Annotated in this window: 17 protein-coding genes; 4 read left to right on the top strand and 13 right to left on the bottom strand. The window is 73.8% G+C overall.

The genetic code is table 11. The features are described 5' to 3' along the window. Positions 1 to 98 precede the first annotated feature (98 nt). Positions 99 to 1,157: a hypothetical protein gene (locus ACZ4V6_RS07510; RefSeq protein ID WP_467823524.1), complete on the top strand. Its 1,059-nt coding sequence runs from the start codon at positions 99 to 101 to the stop codon at positions 1,155 to 1,157. A 33-nt stretch (positions 1,158 to 1,190) separates the two neighbouring features. Here the strand turns inward: ACZ4V6_RS07510 and ACZ4V6_RS07505 are convergent, their stop codons facing one another. After that, positions 1,191 to 2,012 carry an SURF1 family protein gene (locus ACZ4V6_RS07505; protein ID WP_467823523.1) on the bottom strand — a complete coding sequence of 274 codons (822 nt, stop codon included), beginning with the start codon at positions 2,010 to 2,012 and terminating at the stop codon, positions 1,191 to 1,193. Positions 2,013 to 2,138: 126 nt separating this feature from the next. Here ACZ4V6_RS07505 and ACZ4V6_RS07500 point away from each other — a divergent pair, with 126 nt between their 5' ends. Continuing rightward, the gene (locus ACZ4V6_RS07500; protein WP_467823522.1) at positions 2,139 to 3,998 is read left to right on the top strand and encodes a S9 family peptidase; all 1,860 of its coding nucleotides are present in this window, start codon (positions 2,139 to 2,141) and stop codon (positions 3,996 to 3,998) included. Between the two features lie 31 nt (positions 3,999 to 4,029). Here the strand turns inward: ACZ4V6_RS07500 and ACZ4V6_RS07495 are convergent, their stop codons facing one another. The 6 genes from ACZ4V6_RS07495 to argG form a co-directional block, all read right to left on the bottom strand. After that, positions 4,030 to 5,934, bottom strand: a complete 1,905-nt coding sequence (locus ACZ4V6_RS07495; RefSeq protein WP_467824329.1) for an NAD-binding protein — start codon at positions 5,932 to 5,934, stop codon at positions 4,030 to 4,032. 307 nt (positions 5,935 to 6,241) lie between these two features. Next, positions 6,242 to 7,303 carry a PucR family transcriptional regulator gene (locus ACZ4V6_RS07490; protein ID WP_467823520.1) on the bottom strand — a complete coding sequence of 354 codons (1,062 nt, stop codon included), beginning with the start codon at positions 7,301 to 7,303 and terminating at the stop codon, positions 6,242 to 6,244. Positions 7,304 to 7,407: 104 nt separating this feature from the next. Then, a complete protein-coding gene (locus ACZ4V6_RS07485) occupies positions 7,408 to 7,698 on the bottom strand; it encodes a zinc-ribbon domain-containing protein (protein WP_467823518.1) in 291 nt (96 codons plus the stop codon). A gap of 109 nt (positions 7,699 to 7,807) precedes the next feature. After that, on the bottom strand, positions 7,808 to 8,083 hold the full coding sequence (locus tag ACZ4V6_RS07480) for a helix-turn-helix domain-containing protein (RefSeq protein ID WP_467823517.1): 276 nt from the start codon (positions 8,081 to 8,083) through the stop codon (positions 7,808 to 7,810). Further along, positions 8,083 to 8,580 (bottom strand): DUF2975 domain-containing protein, encoded by a 498-nt coding sequence (locus ACZ4V6_RS07475; RefSeq protein ID WP_467823514.1) that lies wholly within the window; start codon positions 8,578 to 8,580, stop codon positions 8,083 to 8,085. Before ACZ4V6_RS07475 ends, ACZ4V6_RS07480 begins: the two co-directional genes overlap by 1 nt. Before the next feature lie 168 nt (positions 8,581 to 8,748). Continuing rightward, entirely contained in the window at positions 8,749 to 10,194 is a 1,446-nt protein-coding gene (argG, locus tag ACZ4V6_RS07470; protein WP_467823512.1) for an argininosuccinate synthase, read from the bottom strand. Positions 10,195 to 10,374: 180 nt separating this feature from the next. Between argG and ACZ4V6_RS07465 the strand changes: the two genes are divergently transcribed. Further along, positions 10,375 to 11,760, top strand: coding sequence for an LCP family protein (locus ACZ4V6_RS07465; protein WP_467823509.1), 1,386 nt, complete (start codon positions 10,375 to 10,377; stop codon positions 11,758 to 11,760). Between the two features lie 19 nt (positions 11,761 to 11,779). Here the strand turns inward: ACZ4V6_RS07465 and ACZ4V6_RS07460 are convergent, their stop codons facing one another. Genes ACZ4V6_RS07460 through ACZ4V6_RS07435 form a run of 6 tightly spaced genes read right to left on the bottom strand, consistent with a single transcriptional unit; the run spans position 11,780 to position 18,023 of the window. Continuing rightward, positions 11,780 to 12,997, bottom strand: a complete 1,218-nt coding sequence (locus ACZ4V6_RS07460; RefSeq protein WP_467823507.1) for a methyltransferase domain-containing protein — start codon at positions 12,995 to 12,997, stop codon at positions 11,780 to 11,782. Next, on the bottom strand, positions 12,994 to 13,581 hold the full coding sequence (locus tag ACZ4V6_RS07455; RefSeq protein WP_467823505.1) for a dTDP-4-dehydrorhamnose 3,5-epimerase family protein: 588 nt from the start codon (positions 13,579 to 13,581) through the stop codon (positions 12,994 to 12,996). Before ACZ4V6_RS07455 ends, ACZ4V6_RS07460 begins: the two co-directional genes overlap by 4 nt. Further along, the gene (locus tag ACZ4V6_RS07450) at positions 13,578 to 14,690 is read right to left on the bottom strand and encodes a DegT/DnrJ/EryC1/StrS family aminotransferase (protein ID WP_467823502.1); all 1,113 of its coding nucleotides are present in this window, start codon (positions 14,688 to 14,690) and stop codon (positions 13,578 to 13,580) included. Before ACZ4V6_RS07450 ends, ACZ4V6_RS07455 begins: the two co-directional genes overlap by 4 nt. Further along, positions 14,687 to 15,661 carry an NAD-dependent epimerase/dehydratase family protein gene (locus tag ACZ4V6_RS07445; protein WP_467823500.1) on the bottom strand — a complete coding sequence of 325 codons (975 nt, stop codon included), beginning with the start codon at positions 15,659 to 15,661 and terminating at the stop codon, positions 14,687 to 14,689. Before ACZ4V6_RS07445 ends, ACZ4V6_RS07450 begins: the two co-directional genes overlap by 4 nt. Further along, complete coding sequence (locus ACZ4V6_RS07440; RefSeq protein WP_467823497.1) at positions 15,655 to 16,977, bottom strand: NDP-hexose 2,3-dehydratase family protein; 1,323 nt, start codon at positions 16,975 to 16,977, stop codon at positions 15,655 to 15,657. Before ACZ4V6_RS07440 ends, ACZ4V6_RS07445 begins: the two co-directional genes overlap by 7 nt. Further along, positions 16,974 to 18,023 carry a glycosyltransferase gene (locus ACZ4V6_RS07435; RefSeq protein WP_467823495.1) on the bottom strand — a complete coding sequence of 350 codons (1,050 nt, stop codon included), beginning with the start codon at positions 18,021 to 18,023 and terminating at the stop codon, positions 16,974 to 16,976. The genes ACZ4V6_RS07440 and ACZ4V6_RS07435 overlap by 4 nt, the downstream gene beginning before the upstream one ends. A gap of 300 nt (positions 18,024 to 18,323) precedes the next feature. Here ACZ4V6_RS07435 and ACZ4V6_RS07430 point away from each other — a divergent pair, with 300 nt between their 5' ends. After that, complete coding sequence (locus ACZ4V6_RS07430) at positions 18,324 to 19,289, top strand: LLM class flavin-dependent oxidoreductase (RefSeq protein ID WP_467823492.1); 966 nt, start codon at positions 18,324 to 18,326, stop codon at positions 19,287 to 19,289. Positions 19,290 to 19,339: the final 50 nt, after the last annotated feature.

Raw genomic sequence — 19,339 nt, 5'->3', positions numbered from 1 at the left:
GCGACGGCAACGAGGCACGGCGTGACACCCACGGGGGTCACGGGCCGGCCGAGCCGACCGGGCAAGAGCCGAAGCAGACGCACGCTGGGAACGGAACTGTGAACCACGGCCCCGCCGACAAGGGCCCCGGCACCCAGGAGCCGGCCGGGCTCTCCCCCGACGAACTGGCGCTGCGCAGGATGCTGCACAGCGCCGTGCGGGACGTGGAGCCGGGCGACGGCACCCTGGACCACCTCCGCCGGGCGGTGCCGGCCCGGCGGGCCCGCAAACGCCAGGCGGCCGTCGGCATGGCCGCCGCCGTCCTGTTCATCGGCACCGCGGTCCCCGCCCTCGTCCACGTGACCGGCGCCACCGGACCCGGCGTCGACCCGTCCGTGGCCGGCAACGCCTCGCAGGCGCAGGGCGGCACCGGCCAGGGCGAGGCCCCGGCCGGCGGCCAGAGCGGTGCCACCGGCTCCTCCGGGCGGACCGAGGACGAGGAGACGTCCGGACCGACGCAGCAGCCGAAGGACGAGGAGACCGGCTCCGCCACGGGGTCGGCCGCCGGCGCCGGGCCCTCCGCCAGCAGCCCCGCCGACCTCCCGCCGTGCATGGCGCAGCAACTCGGCCCGGCCGTCGCGAGCAGCGCCGCCCCCGACTCCGCGGGTGCCGTCTACGGCTCCTTCCGCGTCACCAACGTCTCCTCGGACAGCTGCACCGTCACCGGTCCCGGCAGCGTGACCGCCACCCCGCAGGGCGCGGCGGACCCGGCCAGGATCGGCACGGCACGGCACGCGGCGGGCGACGCCGCGGCCGCGCTGCCCGACCCGTCGCTGGAGTCCGCCGCGCTGACGCTGGCGTCCGGTGCCTCCTACGAGGTGCGGTTCGCGTGGGTGCCCTCCGAGACCTGCCCGGCCACCGGCGGCGACACCACGGGGGGCGGCACCGGCGATCCCACGTCCGATCCGTCACCCACCGGGGAACCGGCCGCCACCCCCGGCACCTCCGCGGGCGGCGACACCGGCACCACGACGCAGCTGGTCACCGAGGAGGGCCCGGCCGACGGGAGCGTGACGGTGTCGTACACCCCCGAGGGGGGTTCGGGTCCGGCCGCGGTCACGGTGGCCAACGCGTGCGCGGGGACCGTGTACTGGACGGGCGCGCTGGCCGGGACGTGACCGGCGCCCGGGCGGCGCCGGGTCCGTCCGGGCTCAGACGCCGGTCGGGCTGGGACGGGCCTCCCGCCCGGTGCCGGCGGTCTCGCCCTCGTCCCCGTCCGGGGCCAGGCCCAGTTCCGCGTCCCGGGCGAGCTCCGTCTCCCGGCGCAGCAGCCGGAACCACATGAAGACGACGAAGCCCACGAAGGCGAACCACTCGGCGGTGTAGCCGAGGTTCTGGAAGGCCTTCAGGTCCAGGCCGGAGTTCTGCGGCGCGCTCACCGGCACGGCCCGCATCCCGGAGTCGCCCTGGTTGAGCGTGACCCACGCGTCGTACACGTCGTACGGCACGAGGTTCACCAGCGTCGCCGCGCCGATGGCGCCGGTCTGGCCCTCCGGCCACCCGGAGCGGGAGCTGACGCCGTTGTCGCCGGGCGTCTCGGAGGCCTGGAGCGCGCCGGTGACGGTGACCTCGCCGGCGGGCGGGGCCGGGGCCTTCGCCGGGTCGGGATCGCCGGGCAGCCAGCCCCGTACGACGGGCAGCGCCCGGCCGGTGTCGGTGCGCAGCAGCGTGAGGACGTAGTAACCCCGCCGGTCGTCGAGCTTCCGGTCCGGCACGAGCAGCTGCTCGCCGTACCGGCCGCTCGCGGTGGTCTGCCTGCCGACCGTGGCCTTGTCGACGGGCAGCAGCTCGGCCAGCGGGCGGGCCGGCTCGCGCCGGGCCGACTCCGCCTGGGTGGTCGCGCTGTTGTGGTCCTGCACCCGGTCCTCGAACCGGCCCAGCTGCCACGACCCCATGAAGATGCAGAAGGGGATGGCGAGCACGACGAAGACGTTGATTCCCCACCAGCGGGGGGTCAGCAGAAACCGGTACACGCCCTCCACGGTACGGGGCGCGCGCCGGTGACCGGCCCGCGGGGCCGTGGACGGGGGGGGGAGGAGTCGTCCACGGGCCGGGGAGCTGACCCGCGCTTTGCCGGCGCGGCGGGGCAGTATGGGGCCATGACTGAGAGCAACGGGTCCGTGTCACCGGATCAGCAGGACACGCGGGGCGTACGGGACGGCGTGCGGGGACGGGACGAGGGGATGCCGGACTGGGAGAAGCGGTTCCGGGCACCGCGGGTCTCGCTGCCCGACTGGGCCGAGGACGCGCCGGACCGCTCCCTGTTCGTGTCGAACGCGACGGGGACGTACGAGCTGTACGCCTGGGACCGCTCGACCGGTGAGCAGCGGCAGGTCACGGACCGGCCCAACGGCACGACGGACGGTGTGCTCTCCCCGGACGGCGCGTGGATCTGGTGGTTCGACGACAAGGACGGCGACGAGTTCGGCGTCTGGCGCCGCCAGCCCTTCGCGGGCGGCGAGGACGAGCTCGCGGTGCCGGGCCTCGACCCCTCCTACCCGGCGGGCCTCGCCCTCGGCCGGGACGGGCGGACGGCGGTGATCGGCCGCTCGACCGACGAGGACGGCACGACGGTCCACCTGGCGCACGCGGGCGGCGCCCCGGTGGAGATCTACCGCCACCGCGAGTCGGCGGGCGTCGGCGACCTCTCCCACGACGGCACGCTGATCGCGATCGAGCACACCGAGCACGGCGACGCGATGCACTCGGCGCTGCGCGTCCTGCGCCACGACGGCACGACGGTCGCCGAGCTCGACGACACCGAGGGCGGCGAGAAGGAGCTGGGCCTGGAGGTGCTGGGCTTCGCCCCCGTCGACGGCGACACCCGGCTGCTCATCGGGCACCAGCGCCGGGGCCGCTGGGAGCCCCTGGTGTGGGACGTGGCGACGGGCGAGCAGACGGACCTCGCCCTGGAACTGCCCGGCGACGTGAGCGCCGAGTGGTACCCGGACGGCAGCGGCCTGCTGATCGTGCACGGCTTCGAGGCCCGCAGCGAACTGTTCCGCTACGACTTCGCCACGCGCGAGCTGGTGGAGATCGGGACGCCCGCGGGCACGGTCTCCGGGGCGACGGCCCGCCCCGACGGCACCGTGGAGTACCTGTGGTCCTCGGCCGCCGAGCCGTCGGCCGTCCGTTCCACCAGCGGCCGGGTCGTCCTCGACCCGCCCGGCATGAAGGCGCCCCGCTCGGTCCCGGTGGAGGACGTGTGGGTGGAGGGCCCGGGAGGCCGCATCCACGCCCTGGTCCAGAAGCCGGCGGGCGCGGCCGGGCCGCTCCCCACCGTCTTCGACATCCACGGCGGGCCGACCTGGCACGACAGCGACTCCTTCGCCGCGGGCCCGGCCGCCTGGGTCGACCACGGGTACGCGGTGGTCCGCGTCAACTACCGGGGCTCCACCGGATACGGCCGGGCCTGGACCGACGCCCTCAAGCACCGGGTCGGTCTCATCGAGCTGGAGGACATCGCGGCGGTGCGCGAGTGGGCGGTCGCCTCCGGGCTCGCCGACCCGGCCCGCCTGGTCCTCACCGGCGGCTCCTGGGGCGGTTACCTCACCCTCCTCGGCCTCGGCACCCAGCCCGGGGCGTGGGCCCTCGGCATCGCCGCCGTCCCGGTCGCCGACTACGTCACCGCGTACCACGACGAGATGGAGGCGCTGAAGGCCCTCGACCGGACGCTGCTCGGCGGCACCCCCGAGGAGGTCCCCGACCGCTTCGAGGCCTCCTCGCCCCTGACCTACGTCGACCGGGTCGAGGCCCCGGTGTACATCTCGGCGGGGGTCAACGACCCGCGCTGCCCGATCCGCCAGATCGAGAACTACGTCGAGCGCCTGGAGGCGAGGGGCGCGGTCCACGAGGTCTACCGCTACGACGCGGGCCACGGCTCCCTGGTGGTCGACGAGCGCATCAAGCAGGTCCGTCTGGAACTGGACTTCGCGGCGAGGCACCTGCCGCGGGGGTAGTTCCCCGGCGGGGTCGCAGGGGGCGGCGCCCCTACGACCCCGCCCCCTGCCGCGCCCGCCGCCCCAGCAGCTCGGCCAGTCCCCGTCGCGTCGCCGCCAGCACCACCCGGTCCTCGCCCCGCAGGACGTACGCGTCGGGCAGCTCCCACACCAGCCGCGCCCCCCGGCCCTCTTCCGGGCCGGCGCCGGCACCCGTGCCGGCGCCCGTGCCGTCGCGTCCCCCGTCGGGGACCTCCCGCGCCAGCACCCGCCACGCCCCCGCCCGGAACGCCTCCCCGACCGTCCTGCCCTCCAGCTGCGGATGTCCCGCCACCCGCACCGCCGCGAACAGCAGCACCCGCCGCTCGACGGGGATCGCCCCCAGGATCTGGCGGCCCGCCATCGCCCCCGCGAACGCGGGCGCGGACAGGTGCGTCACGCTGCGGCTCCGGGTGAGGGCACGGGGGTGCGCGGAACGCAGGGTGCGGTACACGGCGGTCGCGAAGTCGTCGTCGTACAGGCGCAGCACCACGCGCAGGTCGGGCCGTACGGACCGGCCGTACAGCACCGCCTCCAGGTTCGTGGTGTCCACGCTGGTCAGCGCGAGCAGGGAGTGCGCGCGGTGGATCTTGGCCGCCTCCAGGACGCCCTCCTGCGTGACGTCCCCGAGCACCACCGGCACCCGCAGCCGCCGCGCGGTCGCCATGCCGCGTGCCTCGGGGTCGCCCTCGACGCACACCACGGGGATGTCCATCTCCCGCAGCCGGGTCAGCACCCGTGTGCCGATCTTGCCGAGACCGAGCAGGACGACGTGCCCGCCGAGCCCGCGCGGCGGCTTGCGCAGCGAGGAGGCGCTGCGGAAGGTCCCCAGGGCCTCCAGGACGGCCGCCAGCAGCACCGGCAGCAGCAGCAGCCCGACGAAGCCGGACAGCAGTTGCAGCACCTGGCGTCCGGAGTCCTCGTTGTGCGCGGGCTCGTTGATGGCGAACAGGTCGAGCAGCGTCACGTACGTCGCGTGCAGGGGGTGGTCGCCGGTGACGACCATGAGCGCCACGGCGAGCGCGACCACGCAGGCCGCCAGGCCGGCCAGCGACCACCGCAGCCGCCGCGAGAACAGCGAGGCGAACGGCGGCACCCCGGCCCGCCCGGCGGGCAGGGACGGGCCCGAGTACGACACCTGCTCCAGGACGACGGTGCCGCGGCCGGTGGCCGCCCGGACCGCCGCCGCGTCGGGCAGCAGCTGCGGCCCCTGCTCGCCGCTGCCCTCCGAACCGTCCGCGCCGGCGGGGTCGTTGCTCGTCGCGGACAGCAGGGCCAGCGTGCACAGCCCAGGGTCGGCGACCTCGCCGGGGCGGGGCGGCTGCCGTTCCACCGCGCGCAGCAGCAGCCCGTCCGTCTGGACGACCTTGCTGGTGCCGACGAGCGCGGTCGCCGCGAGGGCGGGCGCCGCCGTGTCGGCGTCGGAGAGCACGGTCGTGGAGGCCTCGGCGCCGTCCGGCCCGGTGGTGCGCCCGTCACCGGCCGCGAGCGCGGCGCTCTGGTCGAGGAGCGCCTCGATGTGCTGGCCGAGCCGCCGGTTGTACAGGCGCAGCACCAGCCGCAGCCGCGGGTTGAGCCGGCGGGCGGTCAGGGCGGCGCGGATGTTGGTCTCGTCGTCGTCGTAGACGAGGGCGAGCGCGGCGGCCCGGTCCACGCCGGCCTCGGCGAGCACGTCCTCGGTCGCCTCGGCGGCCTCCAGTTCCCGCCCGGGCCCTCCCGTGTCGCCATTGCCCGTCCGGTTGACGGCCGCGTTGAAGCGGTCCAGCAGCGCCGCCGAGGCCGCGCGGGCCCGGCCCACCACCGGCTGGCGCACCCGGCGCCCGGAGGACGGGACGACGAGCGTGACCTGCTCGCCGTAGACCCCGCGCAGCTCGGCCGCCAGCCGGTGCGCCAGCCCGTCGTCGCCGCACACCACCATGTGCGCGGACGCGTCGCCGGGCGCGCCGCCCGGCGGAACCTGGTTCGGAACGCTCACCACACCGCAGGAGACTCCCCGGACGGCCCGGCCGGTTCCAGGGCGTGAGGGCGGCACCGAAGACGCGTGAAGACTGCCGGGTCCCGGAAGTGACGGGCCGTCACCTCCTGGGAGAGGATGCGTCTCACCGAAGCTCGGCGACGGGCGGGAGGGGGACGGCACGCAGCACCCGGTCCCTGGGACCGGGTGCCACGGGGGACGTGCCGCCCGCCCTGTCGCCGTCCTTCGGGCCGTCCGGCCGCCGGGCCGCTCAGATCTCCTCGGCGGGCCAGCCCAGCAGCCGGGCCCCGATGACCGCGGTCTGCAGGGTGTAGCGGTGCACGGGGTCGGCCGGGTCGGCCCCGGTCAGCTGGTGGATGCGGGCCAGCCGGTAGGTCAGCGCCCGCACGCTGAGCGTGAGGCGCCGCGCGGCCTCGGCCGCGGTGCACCCGGCGTCGAAGTACGTCTCCAGGGTCCGCAGCAGCGGTTCGGCACCGCCCCGGGCGTCACGCAGCGGCCCCAGCACGCTCAGCACGAGGTCGGCCATGGCCTGCCGGTCGCGGGTGAGCACCGGGTAGACCAGCAGGTCGGCGGCGCGCACCACGGGCTCGTCGAGGTCCAGGCGGTCGGCGAGTTCGAGGGTGCTCAGCGCCTCCTCGTAGCTGTGCACCACGCCGCCCGCGCCGGTCCGGGGCCGGCCGACGGCCACCCGGCTGCCTTCGGTGGCGGCGTAGGCCTGCTTGGCGAAGAAGGCGAGGACGTCGTCCTGGTCGCCGGGCGCGATGCAGATGAGCCGGCCGTTCTTGGTGGTGATGAGGATCCGCCGGTCGCCGAAGCGGGAGATGAGCGCGGTCTCCACGAGCCGGGTGACGGGTGCGGTGTCGTCGTACGCCACGGTTCCCTGAGCCACCGCCACGGCGTGGGCCCGGGACAGCACCAGCCCGAAACGTTCCGCCCGCTCCGCGAGCCGCCCCAGGTCGCTGCGCCCGTAGAGCAGGTCGTCGATGAACTCCCGCCGTGCGGCCTCCTCCTGCCGTACGGCGAGGCGCTGGGCGCGTTCGTACCCCTCGGCGAAGGCGTCGACGGCCTGGCCGACGGCGCCGAGCACGCTGTGGGTCGTGCCCGCGCCGGCGGCCCCGCCGGGCCAGTCGGCGCGGGTGGCGTCCAGGTGCGCGCGCACGAGGGCGCGCAGGCTGTGGCCCTGCTCCGCGGCCTGTTCGCCGAGCCGCCGCCGTTCCTCCAGCTCGTCGCGGGTCAGCCGGCGTCCCGTGCCGGCGACCTGCGCGAGGATCTCGGCGTACCCGGCCAGATACGCCTCCCGCCGTTCCCCCACTGCGCCCCTCCCCTGCCGGTCACGCCCGGTGCGCGGCGTCCGGCAACGAGAGGGTAGCCACGGCTGCCGGAGACCGGCAACGCCGACGGGGGCGGGAGAGGAGCCTAGGACCGGTACGGCTGCTGCTGCGGCTGTCCGTGGGCCGGGCCGCCCTGGGCGCCCGTGGCCTGGGCCTGGAGCTGCTCGGCCTGCTCCCGGGGCACCTGCTGCTCGGCGCCGCAGAAGGTGCACTGGAGCGCGTACTTGGTGGAGAAGGGGAAGAGGGGCACGAAGAACAGGGTGAACTTGACGACGCGCTTCCTGAGCGTGTGCGCGGAGGGGGTGCCGCAGGAACGGCAGACCAGCGTCAGTATCGCGAGCTGGTAGAGGTATCCCTTGGAGCCGAAGATGATCACGGGGCGGGTCCTTCCCGGGTGGGTGCCTGTGGGCAAGGAGGATCTTCTCCCAGAGTGCGCCCGGGCGGCTCCCGCCGACCACTCGGGGCCGCCCCGTCCGCGTGCGGCGTCACCCGCCCCCGGCGGCCCCGGCACCCGCGGTGCTCCTGGCCTCCCCGGCGCTCCCGGTGTCCCCGGTGTCCCCGGCCTCCCAGCGGAGCAGGTCCCCGGGCTGGCAGTCGAGCGCCTCGCAGAGCGCGGCGAGCGTCGCGAAGCGCACCGCCTTGGCGCGGCCGTTCTTGAGGACCGCCAGGTTGGCGGGGGTGATGCCGACGCGTTCCGCGAGCTCGCCCACGGACATCTTGCGCCTGGCCAGCATCACGTCGATGTCGACCACGATCGGCATCAGATCACCTCGGCCAGCTCGGCCCGCATCCGCGACGCCTCGACGTCGCGGGCGACGGCCTGGGCGAGGAGCATCCGCAGGACGAGCACGATCAGCGCGACGCCCAGGACCGCGACGGCGATCCCGCCCAGCAGCAGGACGACGCCCGGGGCGACGGCCTCGCCCGGCGCCAGGACGGCCCCGAGCGCGAACACCAGGAGCGCGGCCGCCACGAAGGCGCCGATCACGATGTGCACGTAGCGGAAGGCGCCGGGGGAGAACACCGTCCCGCGACGCACCATCGTCACCAGCCGCCACACGCAGACCAGGACGGCCTGGGCGGCGACGACGCACAGGACGAGGATCACGAGCACCGGGGTCCGCGCGGCCACCAGGTCCGGGCCGGCACCCCGGAGGTCCTCGGCCAGCAGCGGCACCATCACCGCCTGGACGAACACCGAACCGGCGAGCAGTACCCCGATCACGGCTCGCAGCGCGAGCACGGTCAGTCGTCCCATCACCCCTCCTTCGATCGAGCAACGATGGAAAGCTATCGAAATTCGATAGGTTGGGCAAGGCGGCGGGCAACGACGAGGGGCCGGTCCGACGCCTCGGCGTCGAACCGGCCCCTTCGGCCGCAGATCGGTCGGACCGTGCCGGGCCGTGGCGGCCCGTGCCGGTCCGGATCAGTCCGTGCCGGACTCCATCGCGGCGCGGTCCAGCAGTTCGTCCTCGCCGGAGACCTCGCCGCGGGAGGCGATGGCCTCGGCGCCGCCCTCGGGCATGGCGCCGATCAGTCCGGTCGCCGCCGCCTGCGCGGCACCGATGGCCGGGCCGGTGGTGCCGATCAGGCCGAGGCCGGCGTACTGCTCCAGCTTGGCGCGCGAGTCGGCGATGTCGAGGTTGCGCATGGTGAGCTGGCCGATCCGGTCCACCGGGCCGAACGCGGAGTCCTCGGTGCGCTCCATCGACAGCTTGTCCGGGTGGTAGCTGAACGCCGGGCCCGTGGTGTCGAGGATCGAGTAGTCCTCGCCGCGCCGCAGCCGCAGCGTGACCTCGCCGGTGACGGCCGAGCCGACCCAGCGCTGCAGCGACTCGCGGATCATCAGCGCCTGCGGGTCCAGCCAGCGGCCCTCGTACATCAGCCGGCCGAGCCGCCGGCCCTCGGTGTGGTACTGGGCGAGGGTGTCCTCGTTGTGGATCGCGTTGACCAGCCGCTCGTACGCGGCGTGCAGCAGGGCCATGCCCGGCGCCTCGTAGATGCCGCGGCTCTTGGCCTCGATGATCCGGTTCTCGATCTGGTCGGACATGCCCATGCCGTGGCGGCCGCCGATGGCGTTGGCCTCCATCACCAGGTCGACGGGGGAGGCGAACTCCTTGCCGTTGACCGTCACCGGGCGGCCCTGGTCGAAGCCGATGGTCACGTCCTCGGCGGCGATCTCGACCGACGGGTCCCAGAACCGCACGCCCATGATGGGCTCCACGGTCTCCACGCCGGTGTCGAGGTGCTCCAGGGTCTTGGCCTCGTGGGTGGCGCCCCAGATGTTGGCGTCGGTGGAGTACGCCTTCTCCGTGCTGTCCCGGTAGGGCAGGCCGTGGGCGAGCAGCCACTCCGACATCTCCTTGCGGCCGCCCAGCTCGGTCACGAAGTCCGCGTCCAGCCAGGGCTTGTAGATCCGCAGGTGCGGGTTGGCGAGCAGGCCGTAGCGGTAGAACCGCTCGATGTCGTTGCCCTTGAACGTCGAGCCGTCGCCCCAGATCTGGACGTCGTCCTCGAGCATGGCCCGCACCAGCAGCGTGCCGGTGACGGCGCGGCCGAGCGGCGTGGTGTTGAAGTACGCCCGACCGCCCGAGCGGATGTGGAACGCGCCGCAGGTCAGTGCGGCCAGTCCCTCCTCGACCAGTGCCGCACGGCAGTCGACCAGACGCGCGATCTCGGCGCCGTAGGTCTTCGCGCGGCCGGGCACCGAGGCGATGTCGGGCTCGTCGTACTGACCGATGTCGGCGGTGTAGGTGCACGGCACGGCGCCCTTGTCGCGCATCCACGCGACCGCGACGGAGGTGTCGAGGCCGCCGGAGAAGGCGATACCGACGCGCTCACCGGTGGGCAGGGAGGTGAGGACTTTGGACATGGAAAAAGTATGCATCACTGCGCATGGTCATGCAAGCCGGGTGCGGGCGGAGGGGTGCGCGGATCGCTCCTCGCGTTTTCTACAGCGGTGTAGTGTTCATTCGCCCGGCGGCCGCACGCGGCCGGTACCGGGGACGGAGGGCGGCGGACCGGGAGCGGTCGAGCGGAGGAGCGAGCGCCGGTGGGTAGCAGGGGAAGGCGGCGGCACACTCCGCCCGGCGGCAAAGCGGTACGGCTGACGCGGCGCGGGCGGGTCCTGCTGTGGGGCGCGGGCGGATCCGCGGTGCTCGTTCTCGGCGTCGCGGGGGTCGGTGCCTGGGTCTACCAGGACCTGAACGACAACATCCACGGAGCCGACGTCGACGACAAGCTCGGCGGGGACCGGCCGGAGAAGCTCAGCCCGGGCTCGCAGAACATCCTGGTCGTCGGTTCCGACAGCCGGGACGGGGAGAACGCCCGGTACGGCAAGGGCCTGACCACCATGCAGTCGGACACGCTGATGGTGCTGCACGTCTCCGCCGACCGCGAGTGGGCCACGGCCGTGTCGTTCCCCCGTGACTCCTGGGTGCGAATACCGGAGTGCGACAAGGGGAACGGCAGCACGTCCTCCGTCCACCACTCCAAGATCAACGAGGCGTTCGCGATCGGCGGCACCAGCAACAAGGTCGCCGAGGCCGCCGCCTGCACCATCAAGACGGTCGAGGCCAACACCGGCCTGCGCATCGACCACTTCATGACCGTCGACTTCCAGGGCTTCAAGGGCATGGTCAACGCCCTGGGCGGCATCGAGGTCTGTCCCGAGGAGGCCATCCACGACGAGAAGGCCCACCTCGACCTGGACGCGGGCTGCCAGAACGTCAAGGACGAGGAGGCGCTCGGCTACGTACGGGCCCGCTACAGCATCGGGGACGGCTCCGACACCGGACGCATCGGACGCCAGCAGGAGTTCATGCAGGCGCTGGCCGAGAAGGCGCAGTCGAAGCTGACCAGCCCGAGCGCGCTGTACGGCTTCCTGGATTCCGCCACCGAGTCCCTCACCACGGACAGTGACCTGGCCGGCATCAAACCCCTCTACGGCCTCGCGTCGGAGCTGAAGGGCATACCCGGCGACCGGCTGACCTTCCTCACCGTGCCCAACTACCCCCGCGAGGCCGACGTCGCCACCGACAGGGCCAACGTCGTCTGGCAGTACCCCCAGGCCGGCAAGCTCTTCACCGACCTGGCCAGGGACCGGGAGGTCGACAAGAAGCGGCTGGAGGCGGAGGCGAAGGACCCGGTGTACGCCTCCTCCGTGCGGGTCCGGGTCCTCAACGGCACCGGCGTCTCCGGGCGCGCCGCCGAGGTGGCCGAGAGGCTGCGCGAGGCGGGCTTCACCGTCGTGGGCACGGGCAACGCCCCGCAGCGCACCGGCACGACCACGGTCACCTACCCGTCCGGCTCCCAGGAGCGGGCGGCGGTGCTCGCCGCACGGGTGCCCGGCGCGAAGGCCGGCGAGGAACCGGACGCCGCGCCGGGCACGGTGAGCCTGGTGGTCGGCACCGGCCTCGACCCCGACGACATCCCCTAGGGAAGCGCGGGGCGGCCGCTCACAGGACGCGGACCGCCGGGGTGTAGAGGATCCACTTGCCGCCGGCCGCGCGGAACTCCCGTTCCTTGGCCATGATCTCCTCCGCGTGGTTCCAGGCGAAGAGCAGCGCGTAGTCCGGGTAGGGATCGCCGAAGGCCTCCGAGGGGCGGACCGGGATGTGGGAGCCGGGGGTGAGCCGGCCCTGTTTGGCGGGGGTCGTGTCGTAGACGGAGGAGACCAGCTCCGGTCCGATGCCGCAGTAGTTGGCGACGGTGGCGCTCTTGGCGGTGGCGCCGTAGGCGACGACCCGGTGGCCCTGGGCGCGCAACTCCGTGAGCAGCGCGACCAGTTCGTCGCGCGTGCGCCGGACGCCGGCCGCGAAGCGCTCCAGCGTCGCCGGCTCGGCGAGGGCCCTGCCCTCCTCCTCGGCCAGCAGCTCGGCCACCGCCGCGGCCGGCGTCCGGGTGCCCCGGCGCGCGAGGGTGTAGCGGACCTCCCCGCCGTGCACCGGCAGCCGCAGGACGTCCACCAGGTCGAAGCCGTGGCGCCGGGCCAGGTTCCGCACCGAGCGGGCGGTGAAGAAGTAGAAGTGCTCGTCGTAGATCTGGTCGAACGAGGTGCGCTCGACGATGTCGCCCAGGTAGGGGTCCTCGAAGACGAACGTCCCGTCCGGCTTCAGCAGGGCGTCCAGCCCGCGGAAGACCGAGTCCAGGTACGGGATGTGGCACAGGGTGTTGGCGGCGTAGACGACGTCCGCCCGGCCCTCGGCGGCGGCGATGCCGAGCGCCGTCGACTCCTCGAAGAACGCGGTGCGCACCCGTACGCCCTTGGCCCGCGCCACCTGGGCGACGCCCTCCGAGGGGTCGACGCCCAGGTGGCGCACCCCGGCCGCACCGACCGTCGCCAGCATGACGCCGTCGTTGCAGCCGATCTCGACGACGAACGGGTCGGGCCCCTTCGCCACGGTGGCGAGCAGCCGGCGCGCCGTGTCCTCGAAGTGCTCCCGCATCACCGAGGAGCCCGAGGAGTGGTACGGGTAGTCGCGGTGGAACATCCGCTCGCGCGGGACCTCCTCCATCAGCTGCACCATCGTGCACGAGCCGCACCGGCCCACCGCGAGCCGGAAGAAGAACTCGTCCCCGGTCTCGCCCGGCCGCGGGAAGGCGTCGGAGTTGGGCTGCGTTCCCAGGTCCAGGAACTCGGTCAGGGGGCCGGCGCAGACGCGGCAGTTGCTCATCGGTTCTCCTGGGAGTGGGTGAAGCGCGGCAGCATGTCCCGGTCGGCGGCTTCCGCGAGGGTGACGGCCAGCCGGTCCCGTTCCGAGAGGACCGGGGTGATGTCGTGGGGGAGGGGCAGGCCCAGCTCCGGGTCCAGCACGGACACGGCGAGTTCGTGGGCGGGGACGTAACCGGCGGACATCAGGTAGGACATGACCGTGTCGTCCTCCAGGGCCACGAAGGCGTGCCCCACGCCGGCCGGGAGGTACACGGCGCGGAAGTCCCGGGCGTCCAGCACCACGGAGTCCCAGGTCCCGAAGGTCGGTGAGCCGACGCGCAGGTCGACCACGAGGTCGAGGGCCGTGCCGCGCGGACAGTGGACGTACTTCTCCGTGCCCGGCGACACGGCGGTGTAGTGCACGCCCCGCACGACGCCCCGGCGGGACACGCTCGAACTCGCCTGCCGCACCGGGAAGAGCGGCCGGCCGACCGCTTCGGCGAAGTCGTCCTCCGTGAAGGTGGACACGAACAGGCCCCGGTCGTCGGGGTACGACGCGGGGCTGAACTCCACCGCGCCGAGCACGGCGAGCGGGCGGGCCCTCACGACAGTTCCTCCAGTACGTCGCGCAGGGCGGCGATCACCGTGTCCTGCGTCCCGGGCGGCAGCGAGGGGTACATCGGCAGCGAGAAGACCTCGTCCGCGAGGGCCTCGGTGACCGGCAGCGCTCCGCGCGGGACGCCGAGGTGGGCGAAGCCGGACATGGTGTGCACCGGCCACGGATAGCTGACGTTGAGGGAGATGCCGCGGGACCTCAGCGCCTCGAGGACGGCGTCCCGGCGGGGGTGGCGGACCACGTAGACGTAGTACACGTGGTCGTTGCCCGGCGCGACGCGGGGCAGGACCAGTCCGGTGCCGGCGAGGCCCTCGGCGTAGCGCCCGGCCACGGCGCGGCGGGCCTCGACGTAGGAGTCGAGGCGGCCGAGCTTGCGGCGCAGGATCTCGGCCTGCACCTCGTCGAGCCGGCTGTTGTGGCCGGGGGTCTCGACGACGTAGTACCGCTCCTCCATGCCGTAGTACCGCAGCCGGCGCAGCCGGCGGGCCACCTCGTCGTCGGACGTGATCGCCGCGCCGCCGTCGCCGTAGGCGCCGAGCACCTTCGTCGGGTAGAAGGAGAACGCGGCGGCGTCGCCGAAGGTGCCCGCCCGCCGGCCGCGGTGGCGGGCGCCGTGTGCCTGGGCGCAGTCCTCGAGCAGGGCCAGGCCGTGCCGGGCGGCGATGTCCCCGAGCGTGTCCATGTCGGCGCACTGTCCGTAGAGGTGGACCGGGAGCAGACAGCGCGTCCGGTCGGTGATCGCCGCTTCGACCTGGCCGGTGTCCATGAGGAAGTCCTCCTCGCGCACGTCGACGAAGACCGGGGTGGCACCGACCGCGTCGATCGCCACGACGGTGGGCGCGGCCGTGTTCGAGACGGTGATCACCTCGTCGCCCGGTCCGACCCCGAGGGCCTGGAGGGCGAGCTTGACCGCGTTGGTGCCGTTGTCCAGGCCCACGCAGTGCCCGACTCCGTGGTAGTCGGCGAACTCCCTCTCGAAGCCGTCCACGCTCTTGCCGAGCACGAGCCGGCCGGAGCCGAACACCGTCTCGACGGCGTCGAGGATGTCCGCGCGCTCGGTCTCGTACTCCCGGAGGTAGTCCCAGACGAAGGTGGTCACAGAAGGTCCTTTCCATGGGCGTTGGCCAGCGCGGCGACGGTCCGGTCCAGGGCCTCGTGCAGGGGGACCCGCGGGGACCAGCCCGTCAGGGAGCGGAACGGCGCGGGGTCGGTGCGGACGTCCCGGAAGTCGGCGGCCGAGGCGAACGCGGGCGGTTCGACCCGGCGCACCGGGACGGGCGGTCTCCCGGTGTGCCTCGCCACGGTGGCCGCGACGGCGCGGAAGACGTCGCCCAGCGGTGTGCCGCGGCCGCTGCCGACGGACCAGTGGCGCCCGGCGAGCGCCGGGGCGTGGTCGAGGGCGGCGGTGAACGCCGTGGCCGCGTCCTGGACGTACAGCAGGTCGCGCAGCACCGTGCCGTCGTGCCACATCGTGATCGGCGCGCCGTCCAGCGCCCGCCTGGCCATGGCCGAGACGACGCCGCGGTCCGCGGCGGGCGCCGGGGCGGGGCCGAACACGGTGGGCAGCCGCAGGGACACGCCGCGCAGCGCGCCCGCGGCGGTGGCGTCGGCGAGCACCCGCTCGGCGGCGGACTTCTGCCGCTCGTAGGCGGTGGCGGGCCCGGTGCCCGCGGAGGCGGTCGCGGTGCTCGCGAACACCACCGCCGACGGCGGTCGGCCCGTGGCCGGCGCCGGGCGCAGGGCGTCGGCGAGTTCGTGGACCAGGCCGGTGGTGAGGCGTTCGGCCGCGGTGTCCCCGTCGGCCGAGCGCCAGGTTCCCGCACCGTCGAGGTGCGCGACGAGGTGGATCACCGCGTCGGAGCCGGCCACCGCCCGGGCGAGGAGGCCGGGCCGGGAGAGGTCGACGGCGAGGGGCTCGAGGTCCGCCACCGGACGGCCGGGACCGGCCGGGGCGGTGGGCCGGCGCGCGACGGTGCGCAGCCGGACGGGGCGCCGGGCGAGCTCGGCGACGACGCAGGAGCCGATGAGTCCCGAGGCGCCGAGCACGGTGATCAGGGGGCGGCTCACCATGCCGTGGTGTCCGTGGGCGGTGTCAGGGCCGACAGGCAGGCGAGCAGGCTGCGCGTCTGCATGTTCACGCGGCCTCCGTGGCGCAGCAGTGCGTGGAGCTGGCCGAGGGACAGCCAGCGGTAGCCGGGCCGCTCCGGCCGCTCGGCCCGCTCGTCGAGTTCGACGACGAGGTGGCGGCTGCGGGAGTGGTGGAAGCGGCCCCCCTCGTCGGAGAGGACCGTGTCGAACCTGACGGACCGGGGGTCGGCGCCCAGCACGTCGTCGAGGAAGGCCGGGCGGGCGGCGGGGGGCAGCACGTCGTAGTTGCCGGGGGTGCACTGCACGGTCGGCGCCAGTTCGGCCGCCTCCGCGCAGCCGGGTTCCGCCCGCAGCTGCGCCAGTACGTGCGGTACGCCGTCGACGCGGGTCGTCAGGAACGCCACGATCCCCACCCCGTGGGGGGCGATCATCGGCTGGTTCCAGCGGGCGACCTCGCGCCCGGCGGCCTCCACCCGCACGCCGATGACGTCGAAGAACCGGCCGGTCTCGTGCGAGATCCGCTCGGCGTCGCGCCGCCAGCCCGCCAGCCGGTCGAGCGGCCGCCGCTCGACCGTCATCCCGGAGCGGGCCCGTCCCCGGGCGATCCAGGCGAGGACGTCGGCGGTCGGGTGCGCGGACGCGCCGTCCGTCGCCCGGTGGGGCAGGCAGGAGAGCACGGAGCGGGTGTCCATGTTCACCAGGTCGTCCACGCGCAGCAGTTGCCGCAGCTCGGCGAGGGGCAGCCAGCGGAAGCCGGGCACCGCCTCGACGTCCTCCGTGACCTCGACGACCATGTTGCGGTTGCGCTTGCGCAGGAACCACGAGCCGTGCTCGGACTGGTGCACGTCGGTGACGACCCGGTGCCGGGCGGCGTCGAGGAAGTGGCCGAGGTAGGGGACCGCGGCGCCCCTGTGCACCCCCGTGTAGTTGCTGCGGGTGGCCTGGACGGTGGGGGAGATCTGGAGCCCGCCCCAGTTGCCCGGTTCCGGCTTGAGCTGCATCAGGCAGTGCGGCACGCCGTCGAACCGCTTGACGAGGATGCCGAGCAGCCCGATCTCCGGCTGGCTGATGATCGGCTGCTGCCAGTGGGGGACCGGGTGTCCCGGTCGCCGCACGTCCACCCCCTCGATGGAGAAGAAGCGGCCGCTGCGGTGCCGGATGGCGCCGGCGGCCGGATCGGTCTCCCAGTCGTCCAGGGCGTCCAGCGGCACCCGTTCGGCGCGGATGCGGAGACGGTCCCCGGCGTCGTCGAGCCAGGACCGGACCACGGGCGGGTTCGGGTGCGCCACGACGCTCACCGGCACACGCTCCCGTCCGGCAGGACGTCCTCGAGGAACGCCATCTGGTGGTGCATGGTGGCGCGGAAGTACCGCGTGTAGCGGTCGGCGTGCTCCGCGGTCATGGTCGACAGCGGCACGCACAGCGAGACGTGCGTGTCGCGGGCGACGAGGGCCAGGCCCTTCCACACCGTCCCGCTCTCGCCGAGCTGTGACTCCACCGCGGCTTCGAGCGCCGCCGCACCGCCCCGCCAGCCACGCGGGAACACCAGCTCGCCGCTCTCGGCCAGGGTTCCGTACCAGTTCAGCAAGTCCTTCCTGACGGCCCGGAGTTCGCGTTCCTGGTTGCGGGCGTCGGCCAGCGCGCGGTAGGCGGCGCGGGCGGTCAGGGCGTCGTCGAACCGGGCGAGCTCGTGGGTGAACCGCCGCTCCAGGCTGTGGGTCCTGGTGCCGGGGTCGTCCAGCAGGGTGACCGTGCGGTCCAGGAGGGTGGTGCAGCGCTCGCCGGCGTCGGCGAGGCGCAGCCACAGGTCCCAGTCCTCCAGGCCGACCGGTGACTCGCGCCAGCCGCCCACCTGCTCGGCGAGACCGGCGACGTGTCCGGCGCAGGAGTTCTCGAACAGCGGGCTCATCAGCTGGATGTCCGGGTGCCAGCACAGGGACAGGGGGTGTGCCGTGCCGGTCACCGTTCCGGCCGCGGTCGCCTTGCGGGTCCGGGTGGCCACGAACCGGGCCCCGTCGTCGTAGGCCTGCCGGAGCCGGAGCAGGTGGTCCGGCTCCCAGTGGTCGTCGTGATCGAGGTAGGCGACGAACTCCCCCGCGGCCTGGCCCAGCGCGATGTTCGTGGGTCCGGACTGGGACCCGAACCGCCTGGTCCGCAGCAGCCGTATCCGGCGGTCGCGCGCCGCCAGCGACGCGACCACCGCGTCCGTGTCGTCGTCGCTCGCGTCGGACACCACCAGCATTTCCCAGTCGCGCATCGTCTGCGCCCGCACGGATTCCAGCGTGGACAGAATCGCTTTACCGCGGTTGTACGTAGGGCATATGACGCTGATGCGTGGCGGCATGGGATATGGCCTTTCCAAGGTCCGGTGCGTCGGAGTATGGGCGAACAGCGACCTCCTGTTCAAGGCGAATGGGGGGCCGTGGGCGGCCGTTACGGGAGAACACCGATTTCCCCGTCCCGGGACGGGGGAGAGACTGTCCTCCCGGCGGGGGCGCGGAGGCCGCCGGCCCCCTACCTTTGTGGTGTCGGACCGGGCCGGGGGAATCGGACGGAACGGATTTCCGGCCGGCTGACCGCCGTGACATTGTCGGGGAAGCAACGCGCCGCTCTCCACGGGTGCGTTTCGATGTCGGAGTGACACATGACCGCGTATTCGGTACTGATGCCGTTCCTGCCGCGCAGGCCGGAACAGCTGCTGCCGTACGCCGCACTGGTCGAATGGACCGGCGCACACCGGTTGTGGCAGGGCCAGGCGATGCTGGTCGAACCCTTCCAGGGGTTCGCCGCCGCGGCCGGCGCCGGCTTCCGGGTGCCGACCGGCACCGGTGTCACCCTGATGCCGCTGCGGCACCCGTACGAGGCGGCCCACCAGGTCAGGTCACTGGCCCTGACCACGGGCGAGTCGGTGGTCGCGGGGTTCGGTCCCGGCGGCAGGGAGTTCCAGCGGAGCCTGCTCGGGGCCCCGTACGCCAGCCCGCTGACGGCGGCGCGCGAGTACCTGACGATCGTCCGCGGCCTGCTCGCGGGCGAGACGGTGGACGTGGACGGGGAGTACTTCTCCTGCCACGCCTCCATGGTCCCCGCGGTGGCGCCGCGCATCGACCTCGGCCTGGGCGTGCTGCGGCCGGGAATGGCGCGACTGGCCGGTGAGGCCGCCGACGTCGCCGTCACCTGGCTGACGCCTCCCGCCTACCTCCGGGACACGGTGCGGCCGGCCATGGAGGAAGGCGCCGGAAGGGCGGGACGCGCGACGCCCCGGTTGTCGGCCATTGTGCCGGTGGCCCTGGAAAGGCCCGACCGCGATCCGGCGGAACTGGTGCTGGCCAGTAATTCCCGGCACATGCGGGCACCGCATTACATCGACATGCTGAAGAAAGCCGGGATCGACATCTCGGGCGAAGAACTTCCGGCGGCTGCGAAACGCATGCTCGAAGGGGACGCCTTCGTCCACGGCGACATCGACGCGGTCACCGAAAAACTCGCGGCCTATCGCGAGGCCGGTGCGGACGAGGTCGTCCTGAATCTGACCGGTGTGTTCACCGTGCACGGCCCGAAGGCCGCCATGGAGGACCTGAAGAAGATCCTGACGGCGGTCACGGCGCGATGAAGACGGACGCGACGCAGACGGACACGACGAAGAAGTCGAACACGAAAAGG

The sequence above is a fragment of the Streptomyces sp. NPDC029152 genome (assembly GCF_055564355.1).
Note: the sequence above shows the minus strand (reverse complement) of the source record. Positions and strands in the feature narration are given on the sequence as shown.

What these genes read in the sequence shown, in the direction of transcription:
- ACZ4V6_RS07500 (WP_467823522.1), top strand. Translation starts at nt 2,139, where the DNA reads ATGACTGAGAGCAACGGGTCCGTGTCACCGGATCAGCAGGACACGCGG.
- ACZ4V6_RS07495 (WP_467824329.1), bottom strand. Translation starts at nt 5,934, where the DNA reads ATGGTGGTGTGCGGCGACGACGGGCTGGCGCACCGGCTGGCGGCCGAG.
- ACZ4V6_RS07480 (WP_467823517.1), bottom strand. Translation starts at nt 8,083, where the DNA reads ATGCCGATCGTGGTCGACATCGACGTGATGCTGGCCAGGCGCAAGATG.
- ACZ4V6_RS07475 (WP_467823514.1), bottom strand. Translation starts at nt 8,580, where the DNA reads ATGGGACGACTGACCGTGCTCGCGCTGCGAGCCGTGATCGGGGTACTG.
- argG (WP_467823512.1), bottom strand. Translation starts at nt 10,194, where the DNA reads ATGTCCAAAGTCCTCACCTCCCTGCCCACCGGTGAGCGCGTCGGTATC.
- ACZ4V6_RS07460 (WP_467823507.1), bottom strand. Translation starts at nt 12,997, where the DNA reads ATGAGCAACTGCCGCGTCTGCGCCGGCCCCCTGACCGAGTTCCTGGAC.
- ACZ4V6_RS07445 (WP_467823500.1), bottom strand. Translation starts at nt 15,661, where the DNA reads ATGGTGAGCCGCCCCCTGATCACCGTGCTCGGCGCCTCGGGACTCATC.
- ACZ4V6_RS07435 (WP_467823495.1), bottom strand. Translation starts at nt 18,023, where the DNA reads ATGCCGCCACGCATCAGCGTCATATGCCCTACGTACAACCGCGGTAAA.
- ACZ4V6_RS07430 (WP_467823492.1), top strand. Translation starts at nt 18,324, where the DNA reads ATGACCGCGTATTCGGTACTGATGCCGTTCCTGCCGCGCAGGCCGGAA.